Raw genomic sequence first — 25,672 nt, 5'->3', positions numbered from 1 at the left:
CAGCATGGCGGGCGAAGAAAAATTCCTGCAAGCCCGCCGACGCGCATTCCATTTGATGGCGCACCGAATCATCATGTTTTCCATCGGCTGCGGTTAGCCGAAGAGTCCGATCGTTAACCCTTAACGTTCTTTTGATGAAGGGCTACAAAATCGCTGGGCGGTGTTCGGCCCAAGTACGTGCTTCGGGAGGGAGTGCGAGGAAAGAACAGGAACGCAGCCGTTAATTGCATCCTCTCTAGACTCCTGCGCACCCCGTCCCGAAGCACGGACTTCTGTACATCGGTGTACCCAGGCAAGCCTAGTTCACCAAACTGCCTAGGCTACCCGTTGCATCACCAATTCGAGCGTCTTTCTTAATGACGCGCCGCTTTGTCGCAAGCCCTGGACTTCTTTCGGCCAAAGATCGATCTCCATCCGATCGACCACACCCTGACGTCCCAGGACCGTCGGCACCGAAAGAGCGACATCACGTATACCGTAACAACCATTTTGAATGCTGCTCACCGGCATGACGCGGTTTTGATTCAAAATGACCGCATCGATGCAGTCACGGATGGCAATCCCCACTGCGAATCCCGCGCCACCTTTTCTTTTGATCACTTCCGCGCCGCTGCCCCGGGTGCGTGTGAACAACTTGTTCGCCAACGCGGGGTTCCACCCCGGGTACTTGTCCAGCGGCAATCCGGCGATCGTCGCACTACTCCAGATCGGCACCATGGATTCGCCGTGTTCACCCAAAATCAGCGCCCGGGTCTGGGTCGGCGGTGCGTTCAATTCTTCTGCGATCAGACTGCAGAATCGAATCGTGTCCAGTTGCGTACCCAGCCCGATGACTTGTGATTCGGGCAGGTCCAGCATCTGAGCGGCGACGTAGGTCAGGATGTCGACCGGATTGCTGACGACCAACACGATGGCCGATGACTTGGGGCCGGCCGCCTTCACATCACGAACGATCTGGACGAACAGATCGGTGTTGCGATTGATCAGGTCCAAACGCGATTCATCGGGCTTTCGGCGCAAGCCCGCGGTGATGCAGATGATGTCGCTGTCGGGAATGTGCTCATAGCCTCCGCCGGCGATCCGTTGATCCGCCACGCTGGGGCCGCCGTGTTGCAGGTCCAACGCCTGACCAACCGCCAATTCTTGGTTGACGTCCAGCAAAGCGATTTCGCTGGCCAGGCCGCCGCATTGCAGAGCATACGCGGCGCAGGAACCGACCAAACCGCCGCCACCGATAATCGAAACTTTCATGGATACGTTGTGGGGGAATCAAAAGGATGAATGGATGCGACCGGGGCCGCGGATGGCATGCGCCGCCGCGAGCAGATGAACGATGCCACGACGCAGCCGGTGGCCGCGCGGCAGCACCGTGAATGTGACTAGGAAGCCGACTGCAATTGGCGGACAACTTCGTTGGTGATCAGTTGCACCAACTGGTCTTCGTCCATGCCGTTGGCATCGGCGACTTGTTTGGTCGTTTCCTTGATCGCCGGCGGTGCGGGGAACGCGCGACGCTGGACGTCGGATGCCGCCCACGATTCACGGAAGATGTCGTTGGCGCAAATGTCACAGTCTTTGTACTCGTCGGTGTTCCGTGGATCGGAGAACCCCCATTTGCCCTTCAGATCCAACAGTTCTTGGCTCTTGCCGGCGGTCAAGAACGAAACGTTGCCCAGTTGCTTGGCCAACATCAACATCCGGCAATAAGAATCCAAGATCTCAGTCCACCAGTAGGCCTGTTCGACCGTTTCGCCGTAGCTGACCGTACCGTGGTTGGCCAAGATGATGACGTTGGTCTTGCTGACGAACGGGATGATCGTGTCGGCAAACTCTTGACCACCGGGCGTTTCATACTTGGTGATCGGAACGTCACCCAGGAAGACTTCGACTTCCGGCAGGATGCACTGTGGAATCGGTTCGCGAGCGATCGCAAACGCGGTGGCGTGTGGCGGGTGACAGTGCACAACGCTCTTGATATCCGGACGGTTTTTATAGATTTCGATGTGCAACAACGCTTCGCTGGACCGCTTCTTGCGACCGGAAATTTGTTTGCCCGTCATGTCGACCGTGGCAATGTCATCAGGTTTCAGAAAACCTTTGCAGTGCAACGTCGGTGTACACAGCACTTCGTTTTCGCTGATACGCACCGTGATGTTGCCGTCGTTGGCCGCGGCGAATTGGCGGTTGTAGATGCGACGACCGATGTCGCAAATGTCTTGCTTGATTTTGTGAACGTTTTGCATGACGGGTGCCGGGGGTTGGTGAAACTCAGTGGTCAGTGATGATTGATTGGTATTGATGTGCGTCTACAAGTCGACTTCATCCAGGATCGCGACGATCGATGCGTCCAGCGGTTTGACGTCGGGCCGAAACGGCTGGGCGGCTTCGGGGCCTTCGGCCAGGGCGACCAGATCGCCGTCGCCACAGCCACATAAATCCCAAGCCACCACGGTGTCGCCACCCAGGGGCTGCGTTTCAATCCGCTGGACCGAATCGACGATCTCCACACAGCGAAGCCGCGCGGCCTTCATCGCCGGATGAGATCGCGAAAGCGTGACAGTGCCGATGGTTCGTGCCAGCTTCATGACGTCGCCTTTGCCTGATTTCCATTGGACGGGTCGCAACGGACCAGCTGTATCTGACGCTGCCGGGCGGTGTCTTTGGCCAGCGGTGTCAGGATCGCGTCGGGTCGGATGACCAATGTGGTTCCCACGGGTCGGGCGGCCACCGTTTCATCGGTGACAATCTTTTGATCGCACGAGGCTTGCGGCGGCGGGGCGGGGCGTGACGCGTCCGCAGCCGGCGCCGTCATGTCGGCCAACTGCATTTGGGCCAACCGACGAATCACCATCTGGGCGACCCGCTGTATGAACGCTTCGTCGATCGTGTTGACATGGGATTCAGTCATCGCAGATCCCCATCACGGTCCAGCGTGCCGGCGTCTGTTCGTGTCCGGTCACTTCGCGGGCATAGCTTCCGTCGCTGCAAATGATCACGCGATCGCCTTTGCGCGTCCCCATCGAATCGACCACCAACAGCGGCGGGCCGTCGCTGTCGCCGCCCGCTCCCAACGGCTGGACGATGACCAAACGCCGACCGGTCAAGCTGGAATGCTTGATCGTCGCGTGGGTCGATCCGAGGACGTTGGCGGTTTGCATATGGGTGGCAATTCAGGATGGCGTGGAACGGCTTGATCAGATGACGCGAAGTTCGTCGATCATGCTGCAGCGGCGCTCGCGGGTGAACGTGTTCGGGTTCGTGACGCCTTCGCCGGTCGGACCGGCAATGCTGAACGACAGATAGCCTTCACCGCCCAGTCCCAGCGAAGCCATGCTGGGGCCGTTCTTGATGTACAACGTCGTGTCCAGTTCGCGGCCCATCTTGGTCATGTTGCGAACGTTGCGACTGTGGATGATCGCGGTGTGACGGAAGCCGTGTTCGTAGTGCTTGGCCAGGGCGATCGCGTGGTCCACGTCACGGGCGCGAACGAATGGCACGAACGGCATCATCTGTTCGACGCTGACAAAGGGATGATTTTCATCCGTTTCGCCGTAGACCAGTTCCGTCGAATCGGGAACCTGGACTCCGGCGGCGGCGGCCAAAACGCTCGCGTTCTTGCCGATCAATTCCTTGGCGGCGACGTGGTGATGATCGTCACCGGCGGTGGTGATGGCTTTCGCGGTCAAGGCATCGATTTGTGCCGCGTCCAGCTGAACAGCACCGGCACGCCGCATTGCATCCATCATCGCGTCGAAAACGCTTTCGACGACGAAGACTTCCTTTTCAGCGATGCACAGCAAGTTGTTGTCATAGGATGCCCCTTGAATGATGCAGCGGGCGGCATTGTCCAAGTCGGCGGTTTCGTCGATCACCACCGGCGGGTTCCCCGGTCCGGCGACGATCGCCCGCTTGCCGCTGTTCAGCGCCGCACGACCGACGGCCGGTCCACCGGTGACACAGATCAAGGCGACATCACGATGCTTGAACAACGCATCGGCCGATTCCAACGTCGGTTCGGCGATGACGCAGATCAAGTTGTCGATACCGACTTCGCGAGCAATCGCTTCGTTGAATCGTCGAACTCCCTCGGCGGCGACCCGTTTGCCCGACGGGTGCGGGTTGACCACCACGGCGTTGCCGCCGGCGATCATGCTGACGGCGTTGCCCGTGATGGTGGGCAAGCTGTGCGTGACCGGGGTGATCGCGGCGATGACACCGAACGGGGCACGTTCGATGATGGCCAGCCCGTGGTCACCGCTGAACGCTTTGGTTTCCAACATTTCCACGCCCGGCGATCGTTCGCCCAGCGTGCGAAGCTTTTCGATCTTGTGCTCGGGACGCCCCACCTGGGTTTCGTCCATCTCCATCAGTCCCAGTTCTTCGCACTGGGCGATGCTGATCCGGCGAATGATTTCGATGATCTGCTTGCGGTCTTCCATCGTCCCGCGTCGCAGTTGTTCGAACGCTTCGCGAGCGGCTGCGACCGCGGATTCGGCGTCGTAAAAAACGCCGTGCTGTCCGGCCGATGCAGGGGCCGAATCGGGTCGCAAGGCAACGCTGCCATTGGCGGTCGGCATCGGGCCGACCTCCGCCAGCACCTGGGACACAACGTTGCGGATCAGGTTTTCGTCGAATTGCATGTCAGGAACTTGGGATTCGGTTTCGTGGTTGTGTCGGGTTCAAGAACGCCACCATCAGCGACCGATCGCGTCAATCGCGATCAACACTGACTTCGCGGTCGTCGATGTGCACCTTGTCGACGATGCCAATGATGACCGCGTCGATGGGTAAAGTTTTTGTCTCCGGCGTCAGACGTGCGCTGCTGCCTTGGGTGATCAGCACAAAGTCGTTCTCCCCGGCGCCGATCGTGTCGACGGCAATGAACGTCCGGCCGGTGGTGACCAGCGATTGCCGCTGGTCCGGTTCCAATCGATAGGGTTCAACGACCAGCAACTTGTGGCCGGTCATGGAACCGACCTTCTGTGTTGCGACGACCGAACCGGTGACTTTGGCGATGAACATTCCGTGACACGGGGATGCGGGGAACGGATGAAACAATTAAGTGGCGTGACGGCCCAAGGCTTTCATCGCACGTTTGGCGACGACCCATTCTTCGTTGGTCGGGACGGTCCAAATTTGCGTCGACGAACCATCGGAACTCAGCCGTGCTTCGCCGCCGGCCGATTCGTTCTTTGCGTCGTCCAGGACGATGCCAAAGCTATCCAAGTCGGCACAAACACCGCGACGAACGCGTCGACTGTTTTCGCCAATCCCACCGGTGAACACGATCGCATCGACGCCACCGAGCGCGACCATCATGCCGCCGAGGTGCCGGCGAATTTCTTCGACGTAAACGTCCAACGCCAACTGCGAATCGGTGTCGCCGGCATCCGCCGCCTGTTCCAAGTCGCGAATGTCACCGCTGCGTCCGCTGATGCCCAGCAATCCGCCTTCGCTGGCCAACCGCTGCAGCGTCACGTCCAGCGAATCGCCGGTGCGTTGCATGATCAGCGGCAGGGCAAATGGATCGAAATCGCCGACCCGGTTGTTTTGTGGCAGGCCCGTTTGGGGTGTCATGCCCATCGTCGTCATGACGCTTTGGCCGGCACGTACCGCGGTCAAACTGCTGCTGCCACCCAAGTGACAGGAAATCAGTTTCGCGTCGTCGCGTTGCAACAGTTCCGCCATCCGCTCGGCGATGTACTGATGACTGGCACCATGGAATCCCCAACGTCGGACCTGAAATTCATCGGTCCATGTTTTGGGAATTGCGTACGTCGATCGGGAATCGGGAATCGTGCGATGAAACTCGGTTTCAAACGCCGCCACCAAGGGCAGGTCGGGGAACCGCTGTCGCAACAACTTCATCGCCGCGATGTACGGCGGGTTATGCGCGGGCGCCGCCGCGTTCATTTCCGCCATCGCATCCAAAACGTCGTCGTCGACCACGAAAGTGCCCGACATTCGTCCGCCGTGAACGGCCTTGAATCCGATCGCCGCCACTTCCGAAGCGTCACGGATCGCGCCGTGCTGGGGATCGGTCAACTGTTGCAAACATGCGGCCACCGCGACGCCGTGATCGGGCACCGGCATGACCATCGTGTCGGACCAATCGCCGATCGTCACGCTACAGCGACTTTCATCGTCACCGATGCGTTCCACGGCACCACGGGCCAAGCAATCGCCGCTGTCCATGTTGAACAGGCGATACTTGAAACTGGTCGAACCCAAGTTGGCTACAAGGACAAGCACAGGAACCGTCTCGTCAATGGGATGTTGGAAAGACCCGAGCGAACCGGGCTCCGGTGCATCGACATGTGTTGGAATGCCGGCACGAATCGTCGGTTCAAAATCGCGACCGTCCCGGCCTACTTGAAAAAAGCGTCGGTCAACCCCGTGCTGGGCCGGGGAATGATGTGGCTGCTGATCAATTCGCCGATCTGCGAAGCGGCCGTTGCACCGGCTTCGACCGCGGCGCGAACGCTGCCGACGTCGCCGCTGACGACCGTGGTGACCAAGCCGCCACCCAAGTCGATGCGTTTGGTGATTTCGACGTTGGCGGCTTTGGCCATCGCGTCGGTGGCTTCGACCAGGGCGATCAGCCCACGAGTTTCAATCAATCCGATAGCGTCGTTCATGATGATCTTGATTTTGTTGTTGGCGTGAATGTTTTGGGAAAAGGGCAGGGCGTTGCCTTTGCCGTCTGTGACAGGGCCGGGCAACCGTGGTGAACCGCCGGAACGCCGTCAATCAGCGTCGGCGTCGTTCAAATCACTTCTTTGCTGCGGCGGGCAGCTTCAAAACCTTTTCCAGGTCTTCATGCGGACGTGGAATAACTTGGACGCTGACGACTTCGCCGACACGTCCGGCCGCACTTGCACCAGCGTCGGTGGCCGCTTTAACCGCAGCGACGTCGCCGGTGACGAACACGCTGGCCAGGCCGGATCCGACCTTGTCCCAACCGAGGAATTGGACGTTGGCCGCCTTCATCATTGCGTCGGTGGCTTCGACCAAGGACACAAAGCCCTTGGTTTCAATCATGCCGAGCGCTTCGCTGATTTTTGCCATGTTGTTGCCTTCAGGAACTTACGAAACGAGAGGGAAAAAGGGGTGAAAGATGGTTGTCGATCGGGGATCGACAATGGTGCCGTCGACCGGCCTCAGCCGCCGCAGCCACACGCACCGCCGCCTTGGCGGACGAGCTTGATTTCGGTCGCCGCATCCAAATGACAGGCATTGCCTTCATCGGTATCGATGTGGACTTCCAATTTGGCCGCTTCATCGGCCCGAACCAGAACGTCTTCGAAGACGACGCCACAGTCGGGGCTGCGGACGATCAAGTTCATCATGTCGCCGTTTTGCACACCGAAATGCTCGGCGTCGGCAAAGTTCATGTGGACGTGACGGGCCGCGCGAATGACGCCCTGGTCCAACTGGACCGTGCCGGCGGGTCCGACCAGCACGCAACCGGGCGTGCCATCGATCTTGCCGCTGTGGCGAACCGGTGCGTCGATGCCCAGCGAAATGGAATCCGTGAACGCCAATTCCACTTGCGATGCACCACGCGTTGGCCCCAGCACACGCACGTTGGGCAACATACGACGGCGGGGGCCGACGACCATCACGGTCTGCTTGGCCGCATAAAAGCCGTCTTGGTACAAATCTTTTTCGGGTTCCAGCACGCTGCCAGGGCCGAACAAGGTTTCCACATGTTCGTCGGTCAAGTGACAGTGCCGCGCGGAAATGCTGACACGCAGGTTCGGTTTGCCGTCGACCCAACCGGGCGGCTGATCCGCCACGGCAGCTCCGGTGCATTGACCTGTCGCCCCGGATGCACCGCGAATCGCGGCACGCACCATCGACTCAATTTGATTGCGATCGATTGTTGGATTGTTCATTCGTCCTGTCCGCTTCGTGAAACGCCACTAGCCAAGGCTAGTTCGACGCCGGCGGCTTTCAGCCAGCCTTTCCACTGTGAATTCAAGCCATCGTCGGTGACCACTCGGGCCACGTCCTGTAATCCGCACATCCGCGACAGGCTGACGCGACCGAACTTGCTGCTGTCGGCCACGACGATCGCTTCGTCGGCAGCCTTCAGCATCTGTTTCTCGCTTTCGACCAGCATCATGTCGCTGTTGAAGTAGCCTCGTTCGGTCACACCGGCGACCGACAAGAACGCCTTGGAAACGTTGATTTGCGCCAGCATCAAGTCGGCCAGTGGCCCGATCGCCACCGCCGTGCGTCCCCGGACACAGCCGCCGATCATGATCAAGTCGATCGAATCGCTGGCCGAAAGCAGGTAAGCCACCGGCAAACTGTTGGTCACCACCTGCAACGGTCGTCCGACCAAGTGCCGGGCGATCTCATAGGTCGTGCTGCCGCCGTCCAGCAGCACCGTTTCGTCGTCGTCGATCATCTCCGACGCCAACTTGCCGATCGCCCGTTTGGCCGCCCAGCGGTCATCCCGGCGGTTGGCAAAGACCGGCATCTTGTCGCCTTCGCCGGTCCAGAAAACACCGCCGTGGGTCCGGCGTGCCTGCCCCGCCTGTTCCAGCGATTCCAAGTCGCGGCGAACCGTCGATTCGCTGACCTCCAGCGTCGACGCCAAATCGCCCAGCGACACAAACCCCTGCGTCTGGACCAATTGGCGAAGCTTTTCGCGGCGATTCTGGGACAAGGTGGCCAAAACGGCGGGACCTCCGATGAAAGTTTTCTGCCTTCACATGAAAGAATGCTTCCAACGACATGACAAAGCAACAGCCCAACGACAATTCTTTTTCATTTTTGACGTTTTCCATCACAAGGTGCGACAATACTTCCACTATAGCGTCGCCGTTTCACTGCATTCCGGGTCGCGATCGCTGTCGCGAAGGCTGCACAGGGGCCATAATCCGAACCTGACGCGGGACTGTCTCCCGCCCGCCCCCTTACACCGCCTTGCAGGATTTCTGTCAAAATGCCCACGCCCGCCTACGAATTGCCTGCGATCGACCCGGCACGGCCGCTGGAGGGAAAGAAAGCACTGGTCACCGGTTCGTCCCGCGGGATCGGCCGGGGCATCGTCCAGCAGCTGGCCGCCGCCGGGTGCGAATGCGTGGTTCACTATCACCGGCACGCATCCGAGGCCGCCGAAGCGATTGAAGGCTGCCGGCGTCACGACGTCCCGGCTCATGCGGTCGGCGCCGACCTGGCCAGTCAGGAAGGTGCCGAAACGTTAATCAAACAATCGCTGGATCACTTGGGCCACCTGGACGTCTTCGTCAGCAACGCCGCCTACAGCGATCGCCAAACGATGATCGAAGCGGACCTGGACGGGTTTCGAAAAACCATCGACGTCAGCATGTGGGGCGCGTTTTACACGACCCGCGCGGCGGCCATATCGATGGTCCGACGTGGCCAGGGCGGCAACATCGTTGTCATCAGCAGCCCCCAAGCCCACAGCGGCATGCCCGGTTCGATGGCCTACAACATGGCCAAGGCGGCCAACGACCAGATGTCCAAGACGGCGGCGGTCGAACTGATCAGCCACAACATTCGCGTCAACACGATCCATCCGGGTTGGATCAATACGCCGGGCGAACGAAAGTTCTTCACCGAAGAAACGCTTCAACAGCAGGCCGAAACGCTGCCGGCCGGACGGCTGGGCGAACCCGCCGAAATCGGTCACGCGGTGGTCTTTCTGTGCCACCCGCACAGCCAGTACGTCACCGGCAGCACCCTGACGATCGACGGCGGCATTCAATTGCCGTGGCGCGAAATGTATCGGATCGAAGCTGCCCAGCAGGCATCGGAATAACGATCAACCGGCGTGAACCGAAACGAGCCGTCCCAGAATTTCTTCCGGCACGGCTCGCCTGTTGAAAGTCATTCACACCACTGGACCGGTCGCAACCGACCGGCAGGGCGACGGTTCGGACGGCTTAGCGCCACGGACCGCGGACGTAGTAGATGCCGAACTGGTCGGTATGGCTGGGCCAATTGGGCGTGTTCAAAAACTGGCCCGGCGCGGCGGCGCCAGGATAGCTGGCACTACGTCCGAACTGGTGATTCAGCGGGTACATCAGGTTTTGGCTGACGCCCCATGAATACGTCTGACGCATGTGGGCGGTCGGCGGAACGACCAGCGCGGTCGGTTGACCGTATTGCTGGTACTGATACGCGCCGTGCCAGGGGCGATTGGCCGCCTGGTTCATCTTCCAAATGTGCGTCATGCCGTACGGATCACCCGCTTGAGCGGATCCGCTGGTGGCGAACAGACCGCCCAACACGGCGACGGCGAAAAGAATGCGTTTGGTCATCGGTCGGTTCCCGATCAGATCACGTGGGTATTGGTTCTTTCAGTGAACAGTAGTTGGGGTCGGTGATGCGGTCCAACAACGGGCACCTGCCGTCACGATCCGCATCGTCCCAGGACGCCCCGATTTCGCGAGACGCCATCGCGGCACAACTCAATCGCGACGGGTCACCTCGGAACCGGGTCACCCAAAAGTCGGCATCAGCGGGGGATCCGCAGCACGTTCCAATAGAAGTTACTGGCCGCTTGGCGGACGGGCGGGCTGTAATAGACCGCTTTCGTACGATTCATGCCGCGACCGTTGTCATAGTTGTTGTGGTAACGGTCGACATGCCAATACAGGTAATGATGGGGATACCACGGCTGGTACGTATTGAACGTGTGTCCGACAAAAGCGGGCACCGGAACGGGCGACACGTACATTTGGGCGTTGGCCGAATTGGCGTTGCCCTGGGTGTAGTAGTTGTAAAACAGGTCGGGTTGGCCATAGTCGCGGCGTTGGGCGACCGAACCGCCGGCCATCGAGCCGTCGACGACCGTTCCGCCGTCGACCACGCCCCCATCGACGACCATGCCGTCGACCGAGCCGGTGGTGCCGACGACTTCGTCGCTGACCACGTGCGAGCTAATGATCTGGCCGTCGAACGATTGGGCCACGGCAACCGCGGACCAGCCGATCGAGCCGACGATCGCCGCGCCGACCGCAGCGAGATGTTTCCAAGAACGTTCCATCGTTCGTCTTTCCTTCCTTGTCGGTAACCGCTAAACGGACTGGCAGCCCAAGGTCACCAAACCAGCCTGTGCTCCGCTTCCGACACTCGCCTCCTGCGGCATCGATCGGACCCGGTCTGTCTCGGACTATCGACCTGTTTCGGACATCACGCGTGACGCCGATGACCTTTACAACCGGGCACGATGCGATCGACAAAACCCGGCGGCCCGCCCCAGGCACTGAATCCCGCCCAGCCGACGAATTCGACTCGACCGCGCGATCCCCCCTGCCAGTCGATCCTTGCCCACGCCCACCGGTCGGGGCGACGCAGACCACTTGCCCGATCGGCGGTTCCGCCGGAACGGGTCTGACCGCTATAAACCGCATCCATCCCGCAAACGATACAGATCCACATCTCCGCATCTGTGTCCGACCGCGGACCGACCGTCCCCCAACGCCCGTCAGGAACCCTCGCGAGTGGCGAAACGTCGATCTCAACGTAACAGCAAACGCAGCCAGACCGCGCAAGGCCCATCGGATGATGCCGAACTACAAATCGGCACGCCGCTGCGACAGGCGGCTCAGGCCCGCTATCTGAATTACAGTCTGTCGGTCATCACCAGCCGGGCGCTGCCCGATGTCCGCGACGGGCTGAAACCGGTCCAGCGGCGGATCCTGTACACGATGAGCCAACAGGGGCTGAATTCGACCGCCAAGCACCGCAAATGCGCCAAAGTCGTCGGCGACGTGATGGGTAACTTTCACCCCCACGGCGACAGCAGCATCTACGAAGCCTTGGTCCGCATGGCCCAGCCGTTCGCGATGCGTGTCCCGTTGATCGACGGCAGCGGCAACTTCGGCAGCATCGACGGCGACAATGCCGCGGCGATGCGATACACCGAATGCCGCATGACGGCGATTTCGTCGGAGATCTTGGCGGACTTGGCCAGCCGCACCGTCGCCTACAAACCCAACTATGACGGCAGCCGCGAAGAACCCGTCGTCCTGCCCAGCCGCGTGCCCAACCTGTTGGTCAACGGCGCGACGGGCATCGCCGTGGGGATGGCCACCAACATCCCGCCGCACAACCTGAAAGAAGTCTGCGGCGCGCTGCTGAAACTGTTGAAAGACCCGGAAATCAAGGACTACCAGCTGGTCGCCCGCGATGCCATCCAAGGCCCGGATTTCCCAACCGGCGGCCAAGTCATCAACACCAAGGAAGAACTCCGCGAGATCTACGCGACCGGTGGCGGCAGCATCAAATTGCGCGGCGTCGCCGCACCAGCCAAGACCACCAAGGCCGGCAAGATCCTGCAGATCACCGAGATCCCGTTTGGTGTCAATAAATCCACCCTGGTCGAACGCATCGGCGAACTGGTCTACAGCAGCAAGCTGCCGTTGGTCCAAGAGGTGCGTGACCTGTCGACCGCCGACATTTGCATTGAATTGCAATTGAAAAAGGACGCCGACGAAAACAAGGTCTTGGCGTACCTTTACAAACACACCCAACTGCAATCCAACTTCAACGTCAACTTGACCTGTCTGGTCCCGACCACCAACCCCGAAGTCGGCCAACCAGACAAGCTGTCGTTGAAAGAGATCCTGTGGTACTTCCTGAAGTTCCGCTTGGACGTCGTCACCGAACGGCTCACCAACGAACTGAAAGCCTTGGAGCGACGGATTCACATCCTGGAAGGCTTCGCGCTGATCTTCGACGCCTTGGATACGATCATCAAGATCATCCGCAACAGCGATGGCAAAGCCGACGCGGCGCAAAAGATCATGAAGCGGTTCCCCGCGTCCAAGGGCGGACTAGATGAGGAACAGACCGATGCGATTTTGGAACTGAAGCTGTATCGTCTTGCCCGGCTGGAAATCAATCTGATCTTGGACGAACTGAAGGACAAGAATCGTCGCGCCCGCCAAATCCGCAAGCTGTTGAAGGAAGACACACGCGACACCAATCAATCCGGCCGCTGGCAAATCATTCGCGATGAAATCAATGAACTGATCAAGAACCACGCCAGCGACGACGCCGCCAAACGACGCACTCGGATCGACGCCGACGTCGAAGAAGCCGAATACACCGAAGAAGACTTCATCGTCGCCGAAGATTGTCACGTGATGATCACCCGCGATGGTTGGATCAAACGACAAAAACAGATCGCCGACCCGACCAAAAGTCGCGTCCGCCAGGGCGACAGTGTGCTGACCGTCCTGGGCGGCAGCACGCGTGCGACCTTGGGTCTGTTTTCGTCCATGGGAGTTTGTTACACCACGCGACTGATCGACATCCCGGCGTCCACCGGATTCGGTGAACCGATCCAAAAGCTGTTCAAGATGAAAGACGGTGAACGAATCGTCGCCGCGGTGTCCTTTGACCCGCGGATGATCGGGGAAGTCAAAGAAGACCCCAAACATCCCGATTACTGCCCCGCGGCGCACGCCCTGGCGGCCACCAGTGCCGGGTTCGCCCTGCGATTCGGCTTGGAAAATTTCGTCGAACCATCCACGCGGTCCGGTCGCCGGTTCGCCCGAGTCCCCGCCGGTGCGGACGTCATCGATGTTCAAGTTATCGACGGAACCGAAGTCGTCTTGGCCGTCACACAACAATGCCGGGCAATGATCTGTGACGCCGAAGAAATCAACTACTTGTCCGGCCCCGGCAAAGGCGTGACGTTGATCCGTCTGGCCAAAGACGACCGCGTTCTGGGATTCAAGGCCAGCACGGGGGATCGTGATTTGATGACCGTAGTGACCAACCGTGGTGCCAAGAAAACGATCAGCACGGCGAAGTACCGCGTCACGTCGCGCGGCGGGCGTGGAACCGAAATCCAGAAGAACGGCCAGATCGCCGAAATCATCACCGCTTCGGTGCAACCACCCGTCTTGGAAGAAGACGCCGACGAGTGATTTTCGCCGCCGGTCATCACCGCCAAATCGTGTCGACGCCGATATCGTGCGGACGTCGCGTGTGCGGTTCCCCTTTTTCGTACCATCGCTGAACGAACTTTATGGGCATTGTCATTCCGCTGTTGGTGATTCTGTTGACCTGTCTGGTCATCTGGCGTGCCTGCGACGGGTTCGAAATCGCGTCGGAATACTTGGGACGCAACCTTTCCGAAGGCGTCCGCGGCGGCACCATCAATGCGATCAGCAGTTCCATTCCTGAATTGCTGACCACGTTCATCGCCTTGTTCTTCCTGAAAGACGAAGAAGGCTTTGCGATCGGGCTGGGAACCACCGCCGGCAGCGCCCTGTTCAACGGCATGATCATTCCCGCGGCGTGCATTTTTTCGGTCATCGGTGCCACGATCGCCGGTCGAAAAGTCACTTCCATCGATGTTCACAGCAAAGTGATCCTGCGTGACGGATTGGCATTGTTGATCTGCGAAGTCGCGGTTCTGATCCTGTTGACGCGCCCCACACTGGATTGGTGGCAAGGCGGCATTCTGATCCTGATGTACCTGGTTTACCTGGCGTACATGCTGTTATCGATGCGTCGCAATCCAAGCGGAAACGTCACGGCAACCGACGCGGACGAAGCTGAGGGTGATGACGACGAACAACCCGCCGGATGGATCGGTAAAGTCTTCTACTGGATTTCCGGCGGACCGCTATTGGATCTGGAACGCGCGTTCATTCGCGAAAAGCACACCCAGCGGATCCACAGCGAAACCTGGAACGCTTGGCCGATGTTATTGACGTCCGTCGCGGTGATCGGTGTCGCCTGTTACGTCTTGGTGATGGCCTGTCATTGGCTGGGCAGTGGCCCGGCCAACGCGGACAATCCGGGGTACTCGCTTCTTGGGTTTCAGTTCCAGGGCCTGGGCATGGCGTCGGTGTTCGTGGCAGTCATTTTTGCGTCGATGGCGACTAGTGTTCCCGACACCGTGATGTCGATCCGTGATGCCCGCGACGGCGACTATGACGACGCGGTGGCCAACGCCCTGGGCAGCAATGTGTTCGACATCGGTTTTGCACTCGGGTTGCCTTTGTTCGCTTACACGCTGGCTTTTGGACCGATCCAAATGCCGCCGGAAATCGCACAACCGACGTCGCAGATTTTGTCACTGTTGCTGATCCTGACGACGGCCGCGTTCCTGGTTTACTTCATCGGCCCCCGGACGACCGCCGACGACGGCGCCCGTCTGATCCGCATGGGCCGCCCCAAGGCGACTTGGTTGTTGGCGCTATACGCGACGTTCGTGTTGTACGTCGTCGGCAGCGTGTCCGAATGGGCGTGGACCGAAACGATCTCGTCCTGGCTGACCTACAAATAAGCCAAGCGGACCAACGCCGCGGCAACGAAGCTTCATCCTCCCTCCGGGAGGGTCGAGCCTTAGCGAGGGGAGGGCGCGATGGCTAATGAGCCCTCCCCGGGAACTCGTTCCTCGATTCCGACCCTTCCGCACAGCGGGAGGATGAAGCACTTTCGCTCAGCGACAGCCGATAAGAACGTGCGGACTCAGCGCACCTGTGAACCGAACACGTCAGCACCGGGGCGGCTCTGCAACTTCACCCTCCCTCCGGGTGGCCTGACGAATCGGTGATAACTTTCGTTTTCCATCATTGTTGTGCGAAAGCCTCTCGGTAGGCGGCATTTCGTCGGGCGGTGAGGGTATTCGGTAGCGTATCACGGATCCATTGCTGAACGTCGCCGGCTTGGACGTGTTTGAATCTGGAACGGACTCTGTCGGCGGTGACTCGCCTGCAGAGTGTCGGAAGGCAGGCCAACAAGCGAGTGAATCCTCCTTTGCTGTGTTGCCGTTCAAGCTGTTTGAACCGCCCGAAGAGCGATTCCAAGATCTCCGTCGAAAGCCACGCGCGAGAGCCCGCGGGAAGTTGCTGCTCGCTCGCGGCGACAAAGTCCACAAGCTTCTCGGCCATCTGCCGACCGGATTGACCTAACGGCAACTCTAACCACGACGCGAGCAGATCACGCAGCTCAGCAGTGCTATCACATCTCAGCCCGCTTTGATTGATCCACGACAGAGTTTCATTGATCACTTCCTGACACTGATTCCACTGCGCCAAGTCGTCAGCGAAGTCACGCAACCAACCAAGCTTCTCATCGATTCGCTCCTCGGTGACCCCTGCTCTCGAATCGCTTTCGGGATGATTCAGGTGGTGCATGACCATGGTCGACCAACGCAGCAGGGAGCCCAGATTCATAAAACGCGATTTCTGTTTCAGCGGTGGCGGCATAAAGTGACTCAGTTCGGTTTGTTGAACTCGGTTTCGTGTCAGCCCGACCTGCGTCATGAACGCTTTGAACCGCTCGGATCGCCCAACCTGTTTCTCGAGCAAGTTGGCCGCGTGGTGTTTGAGGTCTTGAAGAACGATGGCTTGTTTGCCGTCTTTGACGAGATTTTTCGCCGGATCGCGAAGTTCCACCGCACCATCGCAAAGAAGATAAACCGGCGGGCCGATCTTTTCGGCCAGTCGCTGATACTCGCGATCGACATCCTCCTTCTTCCATTTCTCCCCCGGCACAATCGCGAGCACTTTGAGTTTTTCCAGATCGAGTGTTTCGCCCGGCGGTGGCAAGTCGTCGACCCGCATCCCGATGATCAGCAGGACTTTCTCTTTACCGATTTGGCTGGAGTGATCGGCCATCCAGAGAACCTCCTGAGTGCTGTCAAATGTCTCGGCCAACTCGGCAACTCCCAACCGCATCGTCCACTGAGCGATGGCATCGTGGGAGGGAACCTTCTGATCGACACCCAAAAATTCAAACATCAACTTCACAACAAACGCCGTGGCGCGAAAACCGACCCGCTTTGCCAGCTCGATGCACAAGGCGATCAACCGAACTCCAAATTGATGTCCCCGAAGAGGTCGGTCGTTCGGAAGTGCTGCAACCGGATCGGAGGGCGTGGCCAAAGAGCGATAATGCTCCAACTCGGCTCGCAGTGAATGTAGTTCTCTTTGCAGCTGCTGAGTTTTCTTGCGGTCACACGAAGTCGAAGGGTCGGTTGCCGCTGGAATGCCCCCATTTCCTGATCCACGGTTATGAGAGTACGGGTTGGTTAAACGATTCCACAGTGGGCTGCTTCCGCGAAGGGAGCGCAGCGAACGAAGCGGAAGCAGCCCACTGTGAAGCAAACTCCGCTGGGGCCATTCCACCGATGCCGCTGTGCGGACGTCGATGGTTGTACGTTTGACGCCATGACTCAATGATCGACTGTGCCTCGGACAAGCTGCTGAACAGCTCGCACGATAAACACTCATCGCGAAGCCTGCTGTGGAAGCTTTCGACGTAGCCGTTCTGCCAGGGACTGCCCGGTTCGATGTAGGAAGTCCCCACCTCAATGAAGTCCAGAAAGGAGCGGACCGCCTTGCTGATGAACTCCGGGCCATTGTCGCTGCGGATGAACGACGGGATGCCGCGGCTGACGAATAAGTCGCTCAACAGCGCCACCAAATCGTCGCCGGTGAACTTTCGACCCACTTCCAGTGCAATGCACTCACGAGTGAACTCGTCGATCAGAGAGAGGATCTTCAACGAGCGACCGTCTTCGGTTCGATCAAAGATGAAGTCGACCGACCAAACGTGATTGGGGTACTCGGCCGATCGACGAATGACGCCGCCTTCGGAGTTACCCAATCGTCGCTTTTTCGCCTTTTTGACCGGCACCTTGAGACCTTGTTGTTTCCAGAGTCGGTGGATTCGTTTGAAGTTCACACGCCAGCCTTCCTGCCGCAGAAGACGAGTGATGCGTCGATAGCCATAGCGAGGAAACTCGCTGACGAGTTCCAGTATTCGAGCAACCAGACGTGGTTCGTCTTCTTTTGCGTTTGGCCGGTATCGTTGGCTACTTCGCGATTGGCCGAGCGTCCTGCAAGCCCGACGCTCCGAGACGCCGAAGCAACTCTGCAACTTGCAGGCTGCTTCACGGCGACGCGTCGGGCTTAGAAGTTTCCCTCGGCGATCACCTTGAGCATTCGCTTATCGAGTTCTGCTTCGGCCAGCAGTTCTTTGAGCTTCTGGTTCTCGATTTCGAGTTCGCGAAGCCGTCGAGCCTCATCGGACTTCATGCCGCCGTACTGCTTCTTCCATCGCATCCAGGTCGATTCAACAATCCCAAGCTTCTGGTACACCTCCGCCAGGCTCTTGCCGGCGGCCAACATGGCTTCACCCGCGGCGATCGCCTTGACGATCTGTTCGGGCTTACGTCGCTTTCGTGCTTGTTTCATCTCGAGAGTCTCCTTGGCCGTTATTGGCCAGTACACTCTCATAACTTATGGACCAGTTTTTGGGGAGCACGCCACCGCCCCCGGCTGACCACGCCGCGGGCTGACGACCTGCATGGCCCGATCGCCTCGAACTGATCTTCTCGCCGGAGCATTCCTATCGGATACTTGACTCATGGTTGCGTTCCTTCGCGGTAGTGATTTGGTAACCAATACCTAGCGAGGGGACGCAACCGTTTTCAATCCAGAAAAAGCCCCAGAACTCCCAGATTGCCACCGATTCGTCAGGCCACCCTCCGGGAGGGTCGAGCCTTAGCGAGGGGAGGGCGCGCCGGCTAAAGAACCCTCCCCGGAATCTCGTTCCTCGATTCCGACCCTCCCGCGGGGCGGGAAGGTGAAGCACTTTCGCTCAGCGACAACCGATACGAACGTGCAGACACAGCGAACTTCTGAACCGAACGCTCCAGCACCGGCACGACACCGTTTAAGATTCCAACTTGCCCAGGCGATCTTCGATGGCATCCAACTTGGCTTCCAAGTTGTCCAGCCTGGAAAGAATCTTCTCAACGACGCTTTGGTCGGGCGCGGCGGGCTTGGTATCGGCGGGCGTCGCGGAAGCGTTGGCACGCTTCTCCATCTTGGCTTCCAAGTACTGCCGTTCTTGCGGCGGGTACAGTTTGTGAGCAAACGTCTGCCCACGACCGGGCGGCGTCAATGGTTCGACCAGTCCCTTGGCGATCAACAAGTCGACCGCCGTCTGCGCGGCCGTCAAATCATCCAATGCATACATCCGCGACGCCCGGGTCCGCAATTCGCCAAGCGTTTGCGGGCCGCGCAACAGCAACTCCGTCAGCACGGCCGACGTCGGGTTGTCCAGATCCAGCCATTCATAGGCGGCATGGCGATACTTATTGACACGTCCGCTGCCCTGGATTTCGCGTGCCGCGCCGGCTTCACGCAAGTGATCCAAAGCCAACAGCACGTCGTCTTCGTCCATCGACATCTGCGGGTTGCGATTGGACTTTTGATTGCACGCGGTCACGATGGCGGCCAGCGTCATGGGGTAGCTGTCCGGGGTGGTCTTGGCTTTTTCGATCAAGACCCCCAGCACGCGACGGGCTTCGGCTGACAGTGGTGTCGGGACAGACTTGGCATCGTCGGAGGAATCGGTCATCGTTCGCCTTGCCATGGGGGAGTGGGGTTTTGCGTTAAGATAACGACTCGCCAAGCCAACTTGAAAGCAAGCCTGCCGAAACTTCGCTTGGCCCCCTTCCCACCCCAGGCCGCCCACCATGCATTCCACCTTTCATGCCGCCGTTTCCTTGGTCGTCTGCGCCGCAGCGATCGTCACGAACCTGTTCGTCGCCATTGATGGTCATGCCGACCAACGGCCACACATTGTCATGTGTTTCGCCGACGACTGGGGCGCGTACGCCAGTGCCTGTGCAAAGTTGTCACCGGGTGGTCCCAGCGATGTGATCCACACCCCCAATTTCGACAGGATTGCCGCCGAGGGCGTGCTGTTCACCAATGCTTACGTCAGCGCACCATCCTGCACACCATGCCGGAGTTCGCTGTTGTCGGGCCAGCATTTTTGGCGGTGCGATCGCGCGGCGATTCTTCAGGGTGCCATCTGGGACGGTTCGATTCCCAGCTATCCGCTGATGCTGGAAGCCGACGGCTATCGGATCGGTCACACGTACAAGGTGTGGTCGCCTGGGACGCCCAAAGACGAACCGCACGGTGGCGCGCGAACCGCATTCAATTCCGCCGGAAGACGCTTCAACGGCTTTTCACAAAACGCGATGAAGAATCCGGATCGCCAGGCGGGCAAGGCGGCATTGTTGCGTGAAGTCCGGGCGAACGTACGATCGTTCTTGGACGCCAACGATGACGGTCGCTTGGATGGCGATGAACCGATCTGTTACTGGTTCGGACCGACCAACACGCACCGCAAATGGATCGCCGGCAGTGGCAAAGAACTGTGGGGCATCGACCCGGATGAACTGAAAGGCAAATTGCCTTGGTTCTTGCCCGATGTCCCCGTCATCCGCCAAGACGTCGCCGATTACCTGGGCGAAGCGATGGCGTTTGACGCATCATTGGCCGTGGTGATGGATGAACTTCGTCGTGTCGGTATCGCCGACGACACCTTGCTGGTCGTCAGCGGTGACCACGGCATTCCCGGCGTGTCACGAGGCAAGTGCAACCTGTACGACTTGGGGACTCATGTCCCGTTGGCCATCCGCTGGCCCAAGGGCATCGACCATCCGGGGCGAGTCGTCAGCGATTTTGTCAGCTTGCCCGACTTGGCCGTCACGTTTCTGGATGCCGCCGGCGTGTCCCCAACGGAAAACATGACCGCCAACTCATTGAGCAACATTCTTCGCAGCGACCAAGACGGACGTATCGAATCGCAACGTGACGCCGTCTTTACCGGACGGGAACGACACGTCGCGGCGGCGAGGGAAGGCTTCCTGCCGTATCCCCAACGAGCGATCCGCACCGACCGATACCTTTACATCATCAATTTCGAACCGGACCGGACCCCGATGGGTGATGGCCCGATGGTGGCCGGATCGGATGCCGAGATTCCCGACGAAGAGAAGTTACGAGAGAACACGTTCGCGGCTTACCCCGACATGGACGCCAGTCCGACCAAAGCGTTCATTGTGACGCATCACGATCAGTATCCGGACGCCTTTCAAGCCGCCGTCGGCACACGCCCCAAGTTCGAACTTTATGACGTTGTTGCGGATCCGCACGGCAAGACGAATTTGGCGGATGCCCCGAGCATGAAAGCCCAGCGTGACGCACTGCATCAGCGTCTGATGGACGAATTGATCGCCACCGAAGATCCACGCGTGTCGCAAGATGTCATTTTTGAACGATCCCCGTGGACCGATCCCAATAAATAGGATGGATTGAGATCAAGGTCGTTTGAACTTCTTTCGCGCCGATTCGACTTTACGGTACGTTCGACAACCGATGATGTGATCGTTCACCATGCCCATCGACTGCATGAATGCGTAACAGGTGGTCGGACCGACGAATGTCCACCCGGCTTTCTTCAGCGTTTTCGCCATGGCTTTGGATTCGTCGGTGATCGCCGGAACTTCGTCGCGTCGTCGGATAGTGGCGGACCGCTCCGGTTCAAAGGACCAGAACCACTTGGCAAGCGAACCGTGATGGTCAACGGCCGCCACGGCTTGCCGAGCATTGTTGATGGCCGATCGGATCTTGCCGCGGTGCCGAACGATGCCGGCATCGCCGACCAGACGCTGCACATCGGCATCGTCGAAAGCGGCAACGCGATGGAAATCGAAATCCGCAAACGCGCGGCGAAAGTTGTCGCGTTTCCGCAGGATCGTCAGCCATGACAGCCCCGACTGAAAACCTTCCAGCACGATCTTTTCGAACAGCCGGCGATCGTCGTCCACCGGCATGCCCCATTCGTCGTCGTGATAGTGAACATAGTCCGGATCATCGCCGCACCACCAACACCGCGGTGTCGCGGTGTCGTCGGTGATCAGTCCGTCGTCGTTGGTTTGTTTCGTCATCAAATCATCGGCTGCATTATTCCCGTGGCACTCGGGACAAAAGGATTCGGTGGCTGACATCGACCGTTTTGATTGCATCGGCGGATCGCTTCGCCCACCGCCGGCCAGCCGGGCAAGATAAGATAACGTCAATCCAACCTGATTCGGCCACCGGTCGAATCCTATTCCCAGCGTTGGCCCACCAAAATCAGACACGGAAGGAGCTTCCATGATCGTGGCGGTGATTTGGACCTCGGGTGTGATCGCATCATTGGTTGCCTTGGCTTGGGCGTGGAAGTTTTATCGCCAAATGATGGCGGCCGACGAAGGCAACGATCAAATGCGATCGATCGCCCAAAGTGTCCGTGACGGCGCGGCGGCGTATCTGAACCAGCAGAACAAAGTGGTCACGATCGTCTTTTTGCTGGTCACGATCTTGTTGGTGTGGCTGTCCTTTGGGCTTCGCGTCCAAAGCGGCTTTGTCCCCGTGGCGTTTCTGACCGGCGGATTGTTCAGCGGTCTGTGCGGTTGGTTCGGCATGAAAACCGCCACGCAGGCCAGCAGTCGGACGGCCGCCGCAGCCCAGCGCTCGTTGAACGAAGGTCTGCAAGTGGCCTTCCGCAGCGGCGCGGTGATGGGCCTGTGCGTGGTCGGTATGGGATTGTTGTACATCTGTCTTTGGCTGGGCATTTTGTACTGGTTGGTCCCATGGATCGGCGGCGCCGACCAAGCGTTCAGCCTGTCGACGTTGTCGGTAACGATGCTTTCCTTCGGGATGGGGGCCAGCGCCCAAGCTTTGTTCGCACGGGTCGGCGGTGGGATCTTCACCAAAGCGGCCGACGTCGGTGCGGACTTGGTGGGCAAGGTGGAACAAAGCTTGAAAGAAGATTCGCCTCGCAATCCCGCCACGATCGCCGATAACGTCGGTGACAACGTCGGGGACGTGGCCGGCATGGGCGCGGATCTGTATGAGTCCTATTGCGGATCGATTCTTGCCGCCGCCGCGTTGGGTGTTGCCGCGTTCACATCATCGCGAACCGTTCCCGACGGGATGTCGACCGAAGAAGCCCAAGTCCGGGCATTGATGTTGCCGATCGCCATCGCGGCCGCGGGCATCTTGCTTTCGATCGTCGGCATTTATGCAGTACGCACCGATGGCGACACGTCGCAAAAATCATTGCTGCGCGCGTTGGATCGTGGCATCAACCGATCCACGCTATTGATCATCGCCGCGTCGCTGGTGCTTTCTTGGTTCTTGGTGCCGTGGGCGCCCGGCGGCGTTTGGCTGGGAGTGATCCCCGGCGTTTCGATCAGCATCATCGTCGGATTGGCCGCAGGTTGGCTGATCGGTAAGTGGACGGAATACTCCACCAGCGATGAATACCGGCCAACGCAACGATTGGCCGAACAAGCCGAAACGGGGCCCGCGACCATCATCATCGGCGGCGTCGCCGACGGCATGCAAAGCGTCTGGTTTCCCGTGGTCGTGATCTGCTTTGCGATGTTTGCCGCCTTTGGCGTGGCCAACGGATTCGAATTCGACGACGACCGCACCTTTCCGCTGGGCTTGTACGGCGTGGGAATCGCCGCGGTGGGCATGCTCAGTTCACTGGGCATCACGCTGGCGACGGACGCCTATGGCCCGATCGCCGACAACGCGGGTGGCAATGCCGAGATGTCGGGACTGGATCCGATGGTCCGCGACCGCACCGATGCCCTGGACAGTCTGGGCAACACGACCGCGGCGACCGGAAAGGGATTCGCGATCGGGTCGGCCGCACTGACCGCGTTGGCTTTGTTTGCCGCGTCGGTCGAAGCGGTTCGCGAAGGCATGGATCGCTGGGGGCGTGAGGTGACGTCGAATGCCACCGACGATGGTTTTTACAAGCTGTCGAACAAACTAGTGGTCGAAAAGGTCGGCACCGAATCGACGACGTATCTGGTCATGCCGAAACCCAATACGGATCCATCGGCAGACTGGCTTAGCGTTCCCGGCGGTGCGGCGATGGAAGCCGGTCAAGTCATTCGCCAAAGCGCGGCCGACGTGATTGATGCACCACCGACGGAATCGGGTGCATTGGTTTTGGCCGCATCGGCGGGCAACCCCATGGTGTCCACCGCCGATGCGTCACTGCGAGATTTCCTAACGTTCTTTGATGCCAACATCATCAACCCACGGGTGCTGATGGGCATTTTCCTGGGGGCGATGAGCACGTTTCTGTTTTGCGCTTTGACGATGAAATCCGTCGGACGCGCGGCGCGACAAATGATGTTGGAAGTCCGCCGACAATTCACCGAAAACCCGGGGATTCTGGATGGTTCGGCAACACCGGACTATCAAACGCCGATCCAAATCAGCACCAAAGCCGCGCAGCGTGAAATGGTCGTCCCAAGTCTGTTGGGTCTGCTGTTGCCGATCATCGTCGGCTTGTTGCTGGACGTCGCCGGTGTGTTGGGATTGCTGGCCGGGTGCCTGACCAGCGGATTCTGCTTGGCCGTGTTCATGGCCAACAGTGGCGGCAGTTGGGACAACGCCAAGAAGTACATCGAAGCCGGCCACCATGGCGGCAAAGGTCAGGAACCTCACAAAGCCGCTGTCGTCGGGGACACGGTCGGTGATCCGTTCAAAGACACCAGCGGCCCCAGTTTGAACATCTTGATCAAGCTGATGAGTATGGTCAGCGTCGTCGCCGCCGGACTGATCGTCCGCTATGCGTTGTGATCGTTGGGTCCGCGACCATAGCTCTGCAAGTCCAACGGGGCGCGAGTTCATCACGCATCGAAAAAGGAACGTAAAGCCACCGGCGTGTCAGCCGCCTTGACCGATATCGATCAGTTGCTGCAGTTTCTTCATTGCACCACCGTCATCGATCGCCGCAGCCGCTGTTTCGGCCGCTTCGCGAACATCGGTCATGCGACCGACCAACACCAAAGCCGCCGCGGCGCCGGCAACCACGGTATCCCGACGCGGTCCCGGTTGGCCTTCGAAGATCGCTCGGATGATTCGCGCACTTTCGGCCGGATCTTTGGCCGCCAAGGCTTCAACACCACAAGGCGGGAAGCCGAACGACGCAGCGGTCCACTGAAGCGGCTCGCTCGAATGATCTCTCACATCCACGACGTGCGTGACGCCTTCCAACGACACCTCGTCTTGGCCGTCCTCGGCATGGATCACAAACGCTCGCTGGGTTCCCAGCTGGGCAAGGGCCGCGGCGATCTTCTGTTGGGCAAGCGGCCTCGACGTGCCCAACAACTGGTGCGTCGCGCCCGCCGGATTGCACAGCGGGCCCAACAGATTGAACAACGTGGGAACCCCCAAACTGCGACGCACCGATACGACATGCTTCATCGCCGGATGCAGTTTGGCGGCGAAACAAAAACAGATGTCGATTTCGTCCAAACACTTTGCAACTGATTCGGCATCGCTTTCAATTTTGACGCCCAGTTCTTCCAAGACGTCGGCTGATCCGCTGTGGCTGGTCGCCTTGCGATTGCCATGCTTGGCAACCGGGACGCCACACGCGGCGGCAAGAATTGCCACGGCGGTGCTGATGTTGAAGGTGCCGCTGCCGCTGCCGCCGGTCCCGCAAGTGTCCAACAGGATCGGATGTCGGTGCGGGATCGGTGTCATGTGGCGACGCATCGCCCGAGCGGCGCCGACCAATTCGCTGACGGATTCGCCCTTTTTGCGAAGGGCCATCAACAAATCAGCGACCGATTGTGAATCTGCATCCCCCCGCAACATCGCATCGATCAGATTGCTGGTTTGGTCGGCGGACAGGTCTTCGCTGGCCGAAGCCTGGCGGATCGCGTCATCAAACGTCGTCATCGGTTCTCGTTTCGGTAATGTTTTGCTGGCCGAATCCGCTCGACCGACAGTTTGTTCGGCCCAACCATAGCAGATAGGATGAATGGACGTCTGGCCCCAAT

24 protein-coding genes are annotated in these 25,672 nt (G+C 59.4%); 5 read left to right on the top strand and 19 right to left on the bottom strand.

What is annotated here, in order from left to right:
* Positions 1–315: 315 nt before the first annotated feature.
* The 12 genes from Mal65_RS02370 to Mal65_RS02315 form a co-directional block, all read right to left on the bottom strand.
* The gene (locus Mal65_RS02370) at positions 316–1,251 is read right to left on the bottom strand and encodes a lactate/malate dehydrogenase family protein (protein ID WP_145293307.1); all 936 of its coding nucleotides are present in this window, start codon (positions 1,249–1,251) and stop codon (positions 316–318) included.
* 128 nt (positions 1,252–1,379) lie between these two features.
* Positions 1,380–2,243, bottom strand: coding sequence for a class II aldolase/adducin family protein (locus tag Mal65_RS02365; RefSeq protein ID WP_145293305.1), 864 nt, complete (start codon positions 2,241–2,243; stop codon positions 1,380–1,382).
* Between the two features lie 63 nt (positions 2,244–2,306).
* Positions 2,307–2,585 (bottom strand): EutN/CcmL family microcompartment protein, encoded by a 279-nt coding sequence (locus Mal65_RS02360; RefSeq protein WP_145293303.1) that lies wholly within the window; start codon positions 2,583–2,585, stop codon positions 2,307–2,309.
* Positions 2,582–2,908 carry a hypothetical protein gene (locus tag Mal65_RS02355; protein ID WP_145293301.1) on the bottom strand — a complete coding sequence of 109 codons (327 nt, stop codon included), beginning with the start codon at positions 2,906–2,908 and terminating at the stop codon, positions 2,582–2,584. The genes Mal65_RS02360 and Mal65_RS02355 overlap by 4 nt, the downstream gene beginning before the upstream one ends.
* On the bottom strand, positions 2,901–3,158 hold the full coding sequence (locus tag Mal65_RS02350) for a EutN/CcmL family microcompartment protein (protein ID WP_145293299.1): 258 nt from the start codon (positions 3,156–3,158) through the stop codon (positions 2,901–2,903). Before Mal65_RS02350 ends, Mal65_RS02355 begins: the two co-directional genes overlap by 8 nt.
* A gap of 36 nt (positions 3,159–3,194) precedes the next feature.
* Positions 3,195–4,640, bottom strand: coding sequence for an aldehyde dehydrogenase family protein (locus Mal65_RS02345; RefSeq protein WP_145293297.1), 1,446 nt, complete (start codon positions 4,638–4,640; stop codon positions 3,195–3,197).
* A 70-nt stretch (positions 4,641–4,710) separates the two neighbouring features.
* Positions 4,711–5,022, bottom strand: coding sequence for a EutN/CcmL family microcompartment protein (locus Mal65_RS02340; RefSeq protein WP_145293295.1), 312 nt, complete (start codon positions 5,020–5,022; stop codon positions 4,711–4,713).
* 36 nt (positions 5,023–5,058) lie between these two features.
* On the bottom strand, positions 5,059–6,252 hold the full coding sequence (locus Mal65_RS02335) for an acetate/propionate family kinase (protein ID WP_145293293.1): 1,194 nt from the start codon (positions 6,250–6,252) through the stop codon (positions 5,059–5,061).
* 116 nt (positions 6,253–6,368) lie between these two features.
* The gene (locus tag Mal65_RS02330) at positions 6,369–6,638 is read right to left on the bottom strand and encodes a BMC domain-containing protein (RefSeq protein ID WP_145293290.1); all 270 of its coding nucleotides are present in this window, start codon (positions 6,636–6,638) and stop codon (positions 6,369–6,371) included.
* Between the two features lie 133 nt (positions 6,639–6,771).
* Positions 6,772–7,068, bottom strand: coding sequence for a BMC domain-containing protein (locus Mal65_RS02325; protein WP_145293288.1), 297 nt, complete (start codon positions 7,066–7,068; stop codon positions 6,772–6,774).
* Positions 7,069–7,160: 92 nt separating this feature from the next.
* Entirely contained in the window at positions 7,161–7,898 is a 738-nt protein-coding gene (pduL, locus tag Mal65_RS02320) for a phosphate propanoyltransferase (protein WP_145293286.1), read from the bottom strand.
* Entirely contained in the window at positions 7,895–8,686 is a 792-nt protein-coding gene (locus tag Mal65_RS02315) for a DeoR/GlpR family DNA-binding transcription regulator (RefSeq protein WP_231131262.1), read from the bottom strand. Before Mal65_RS02315 ends, pduL begins: the two co-directional genes overlap by 4 nt.
* Before the next feature lie 270 nt (positions 8,687–8,956).
* Between Mal65_RS02315 and Mal65_RS02310 the strand changes: the two genes are divergently transcribed.
* Positions 8,957–9,796, top strand: a complete 840-nt coding sequence (locus tag Mal65_RS02310; protein WP_145293282.1) for an SDR family NAD(P)-dependent oxidoreductase — start codon at positions 8,957–8,959, stop codon at positions 9,794–9,796.
* Positions 9,797–9,920: 124 nt separating this feature from the next.
* Here the strand turns inward: Mal65_RS02310 and Mal65_RS02305 are convergent, their stop codons facing one another.
* Entirely contained in the window at positions 9,921–10,298 is a 378-nt protein-coding gene (locus Mal65_RS02305; RefSeq protein ID WP_145293280.1) for a hypothetical protein, read from the bottom strand.
* 197 nt (positions 10,299–10,495) lie between these two features.
* Positions 10,496–11,026 (bottom strand): hypothetical protein, encoded by a 531-nt coding sequence (locus Mal65_RS02300; RefSeq protein ID WP_196784508.1) that lies wholly within the window; start codon positions 11,024–11,026, stop codon positions 10,496–10,498.
* Between the two features lie 457 nt (positions 11,027–11,483).
* Between Mal65_RS02300 and Mal65_RS02295 the strand changes: the two genes are divergently transcribed.
* Positions 11,484–13,919 (top strand): DNA gyrase/topoisomerase IV subunit A, encoded by a 2,436-nt coding sequence (locus tag Mal65_RS02295; protein ID WP_145293277.1) that lies wholly within the window; start codon positions 11,484–11,486, stop codon positions 13,917–13,919.
* 101 nt (positions 13,920–14,020) lie between these two features.
* Positions 14,021–15,289 (top strand): sodium:calcium antiporter, encoded by a 1,269-nt coding sequence (locus Mal65_RS02290; RefSeq protein ID WP_145293275.1) that lies wholly within the window; start codon positions 14,021–14,023, stop codon positions 15,287–15,289.
* A gap of 286 nt (positions 15,290–15,575) precedes the next feature.
* Here the strand turns inward: Mal65_RS02290 and Mal65_RS02285 are convergent, their stop codons facing one another.
* From Mal65_RS02285 to Mal65_RS02275, 3 genes are all read right to left on the bottom strand, one after another.
* Entirely contained in the window at positions 15,576–16,748 is a 1,173-nt protein-coding gene (locus tag Mal65_RS02285) for a hypothetical protein (protein WP_145293273.1), read from the bottom strand.
* A 271-nt stretch (positions 16,749–17,019) separates the two neighbouring features.
* Positions 17,020–18,206, bottom strand: a protein-coding gene (locus Mal65_RS02280) for an IS3 family transposase (RefSeq protein WP_145293271.1) whose coding sequence is annotated in 2 segments (ribosomal slippage) — positions 17,020–17,936 and positions 17,936–18,206 — 1,188 coding nt in all. Because the reading frame shifts where the segments join, the coding sequence is not laid out codon by codon here.
* 481 nt (positions 18,207–18,687) lie between these two features.
* Positions 18,688–19,377: a YceH family protein gene (locus Mal65_RS02275; protein WP_145293269.1), complete on the bottom strand. Its 690-nt coding sequence runs from the start codon at positions 19,375–19,377 to the stop codon at positions 18,688–18,690.
* A gap of 118 nt (positions 19,378–19,495) precedes the next feature.
* Here Mal65_RS02275 and Mal65_RS02270 point away from each other — a divergent pair, with 118 nt between their 5' ends.
* Positions 19,496–21,121, top strand: coding sequence for a sulfatase family protein (locus tag Mal65_RS02270; RefSeq protein ID WP_145293267.1), 1,626 nt, complete (start codon positions 19,496–19,498; stop codon positions 21,119–21,121).
* A 12-nt stretch (positions 21,122–21,133) separates the two neighbouring features.
* On the opposite strand, the gene Mal65_RS02265 is transcribed toward Mal65_RS02270, so the two are convergent.
* Positions 21,134–21,763, bottom strand: coding sequence for a DNA-3-methyladenine glycosylase I (locus Mal65_RS02265; protein WP_145293265.1), 630 nt, complete (start codon positions 21,761–21,763; stop codon positions 21,134–21,136).
* A 208-nt stretch (positions 21,764–21,971) separates the two neighbouring features.
* Between Mal65_RS02265 and Mal65_RS02260 the strand changes: the two genes are divergently transcribed.
* Positions 21,972–24,464: a sodium-translocating pyrophosphatase gene (locus Mal65_RS02260; protein ID WP_145293262.1), complete on the top strand. Its 2,493-nt coding sequence runs from the start codon at positions 21,972–21,974 to the stop codon at positions 24,462–24,464.
* Between the two features lie 87 nt (positions 24,465–24,551).
* Here the strand turns inward: Mal65_RS02260 and trpD are convergent, their stop codons facing one another.
* A complete protein-coding gene (gene trpD, locus Mal65_RS02255) occupies positions 24,552–25,571 on the bottom strand; it encodes an anthranilate phosphoribosyltransferase (RefSeq protein ID WP_145293260.1) in 1,020 nt (339 codons plus the stop codon).
* Positions 25,572–25,672: the final 101 nt, after the last annotated feature.

Origin of the sequence: Crateriforma conspicua, assembly GCF_007752935.1 — a bacterium.
Taxonomy (GTDB): domain Bacteria; phylum Planctomycetota; class Planctomycetia; order Pirellulales; family Pirellulaceae; genus Crateriforma; species Crateriforma conspicua.
Note: the sequence above shows the minus strand (reverse complement) of the source record. Positions and strands in the feature narration are given on the sequence as shown.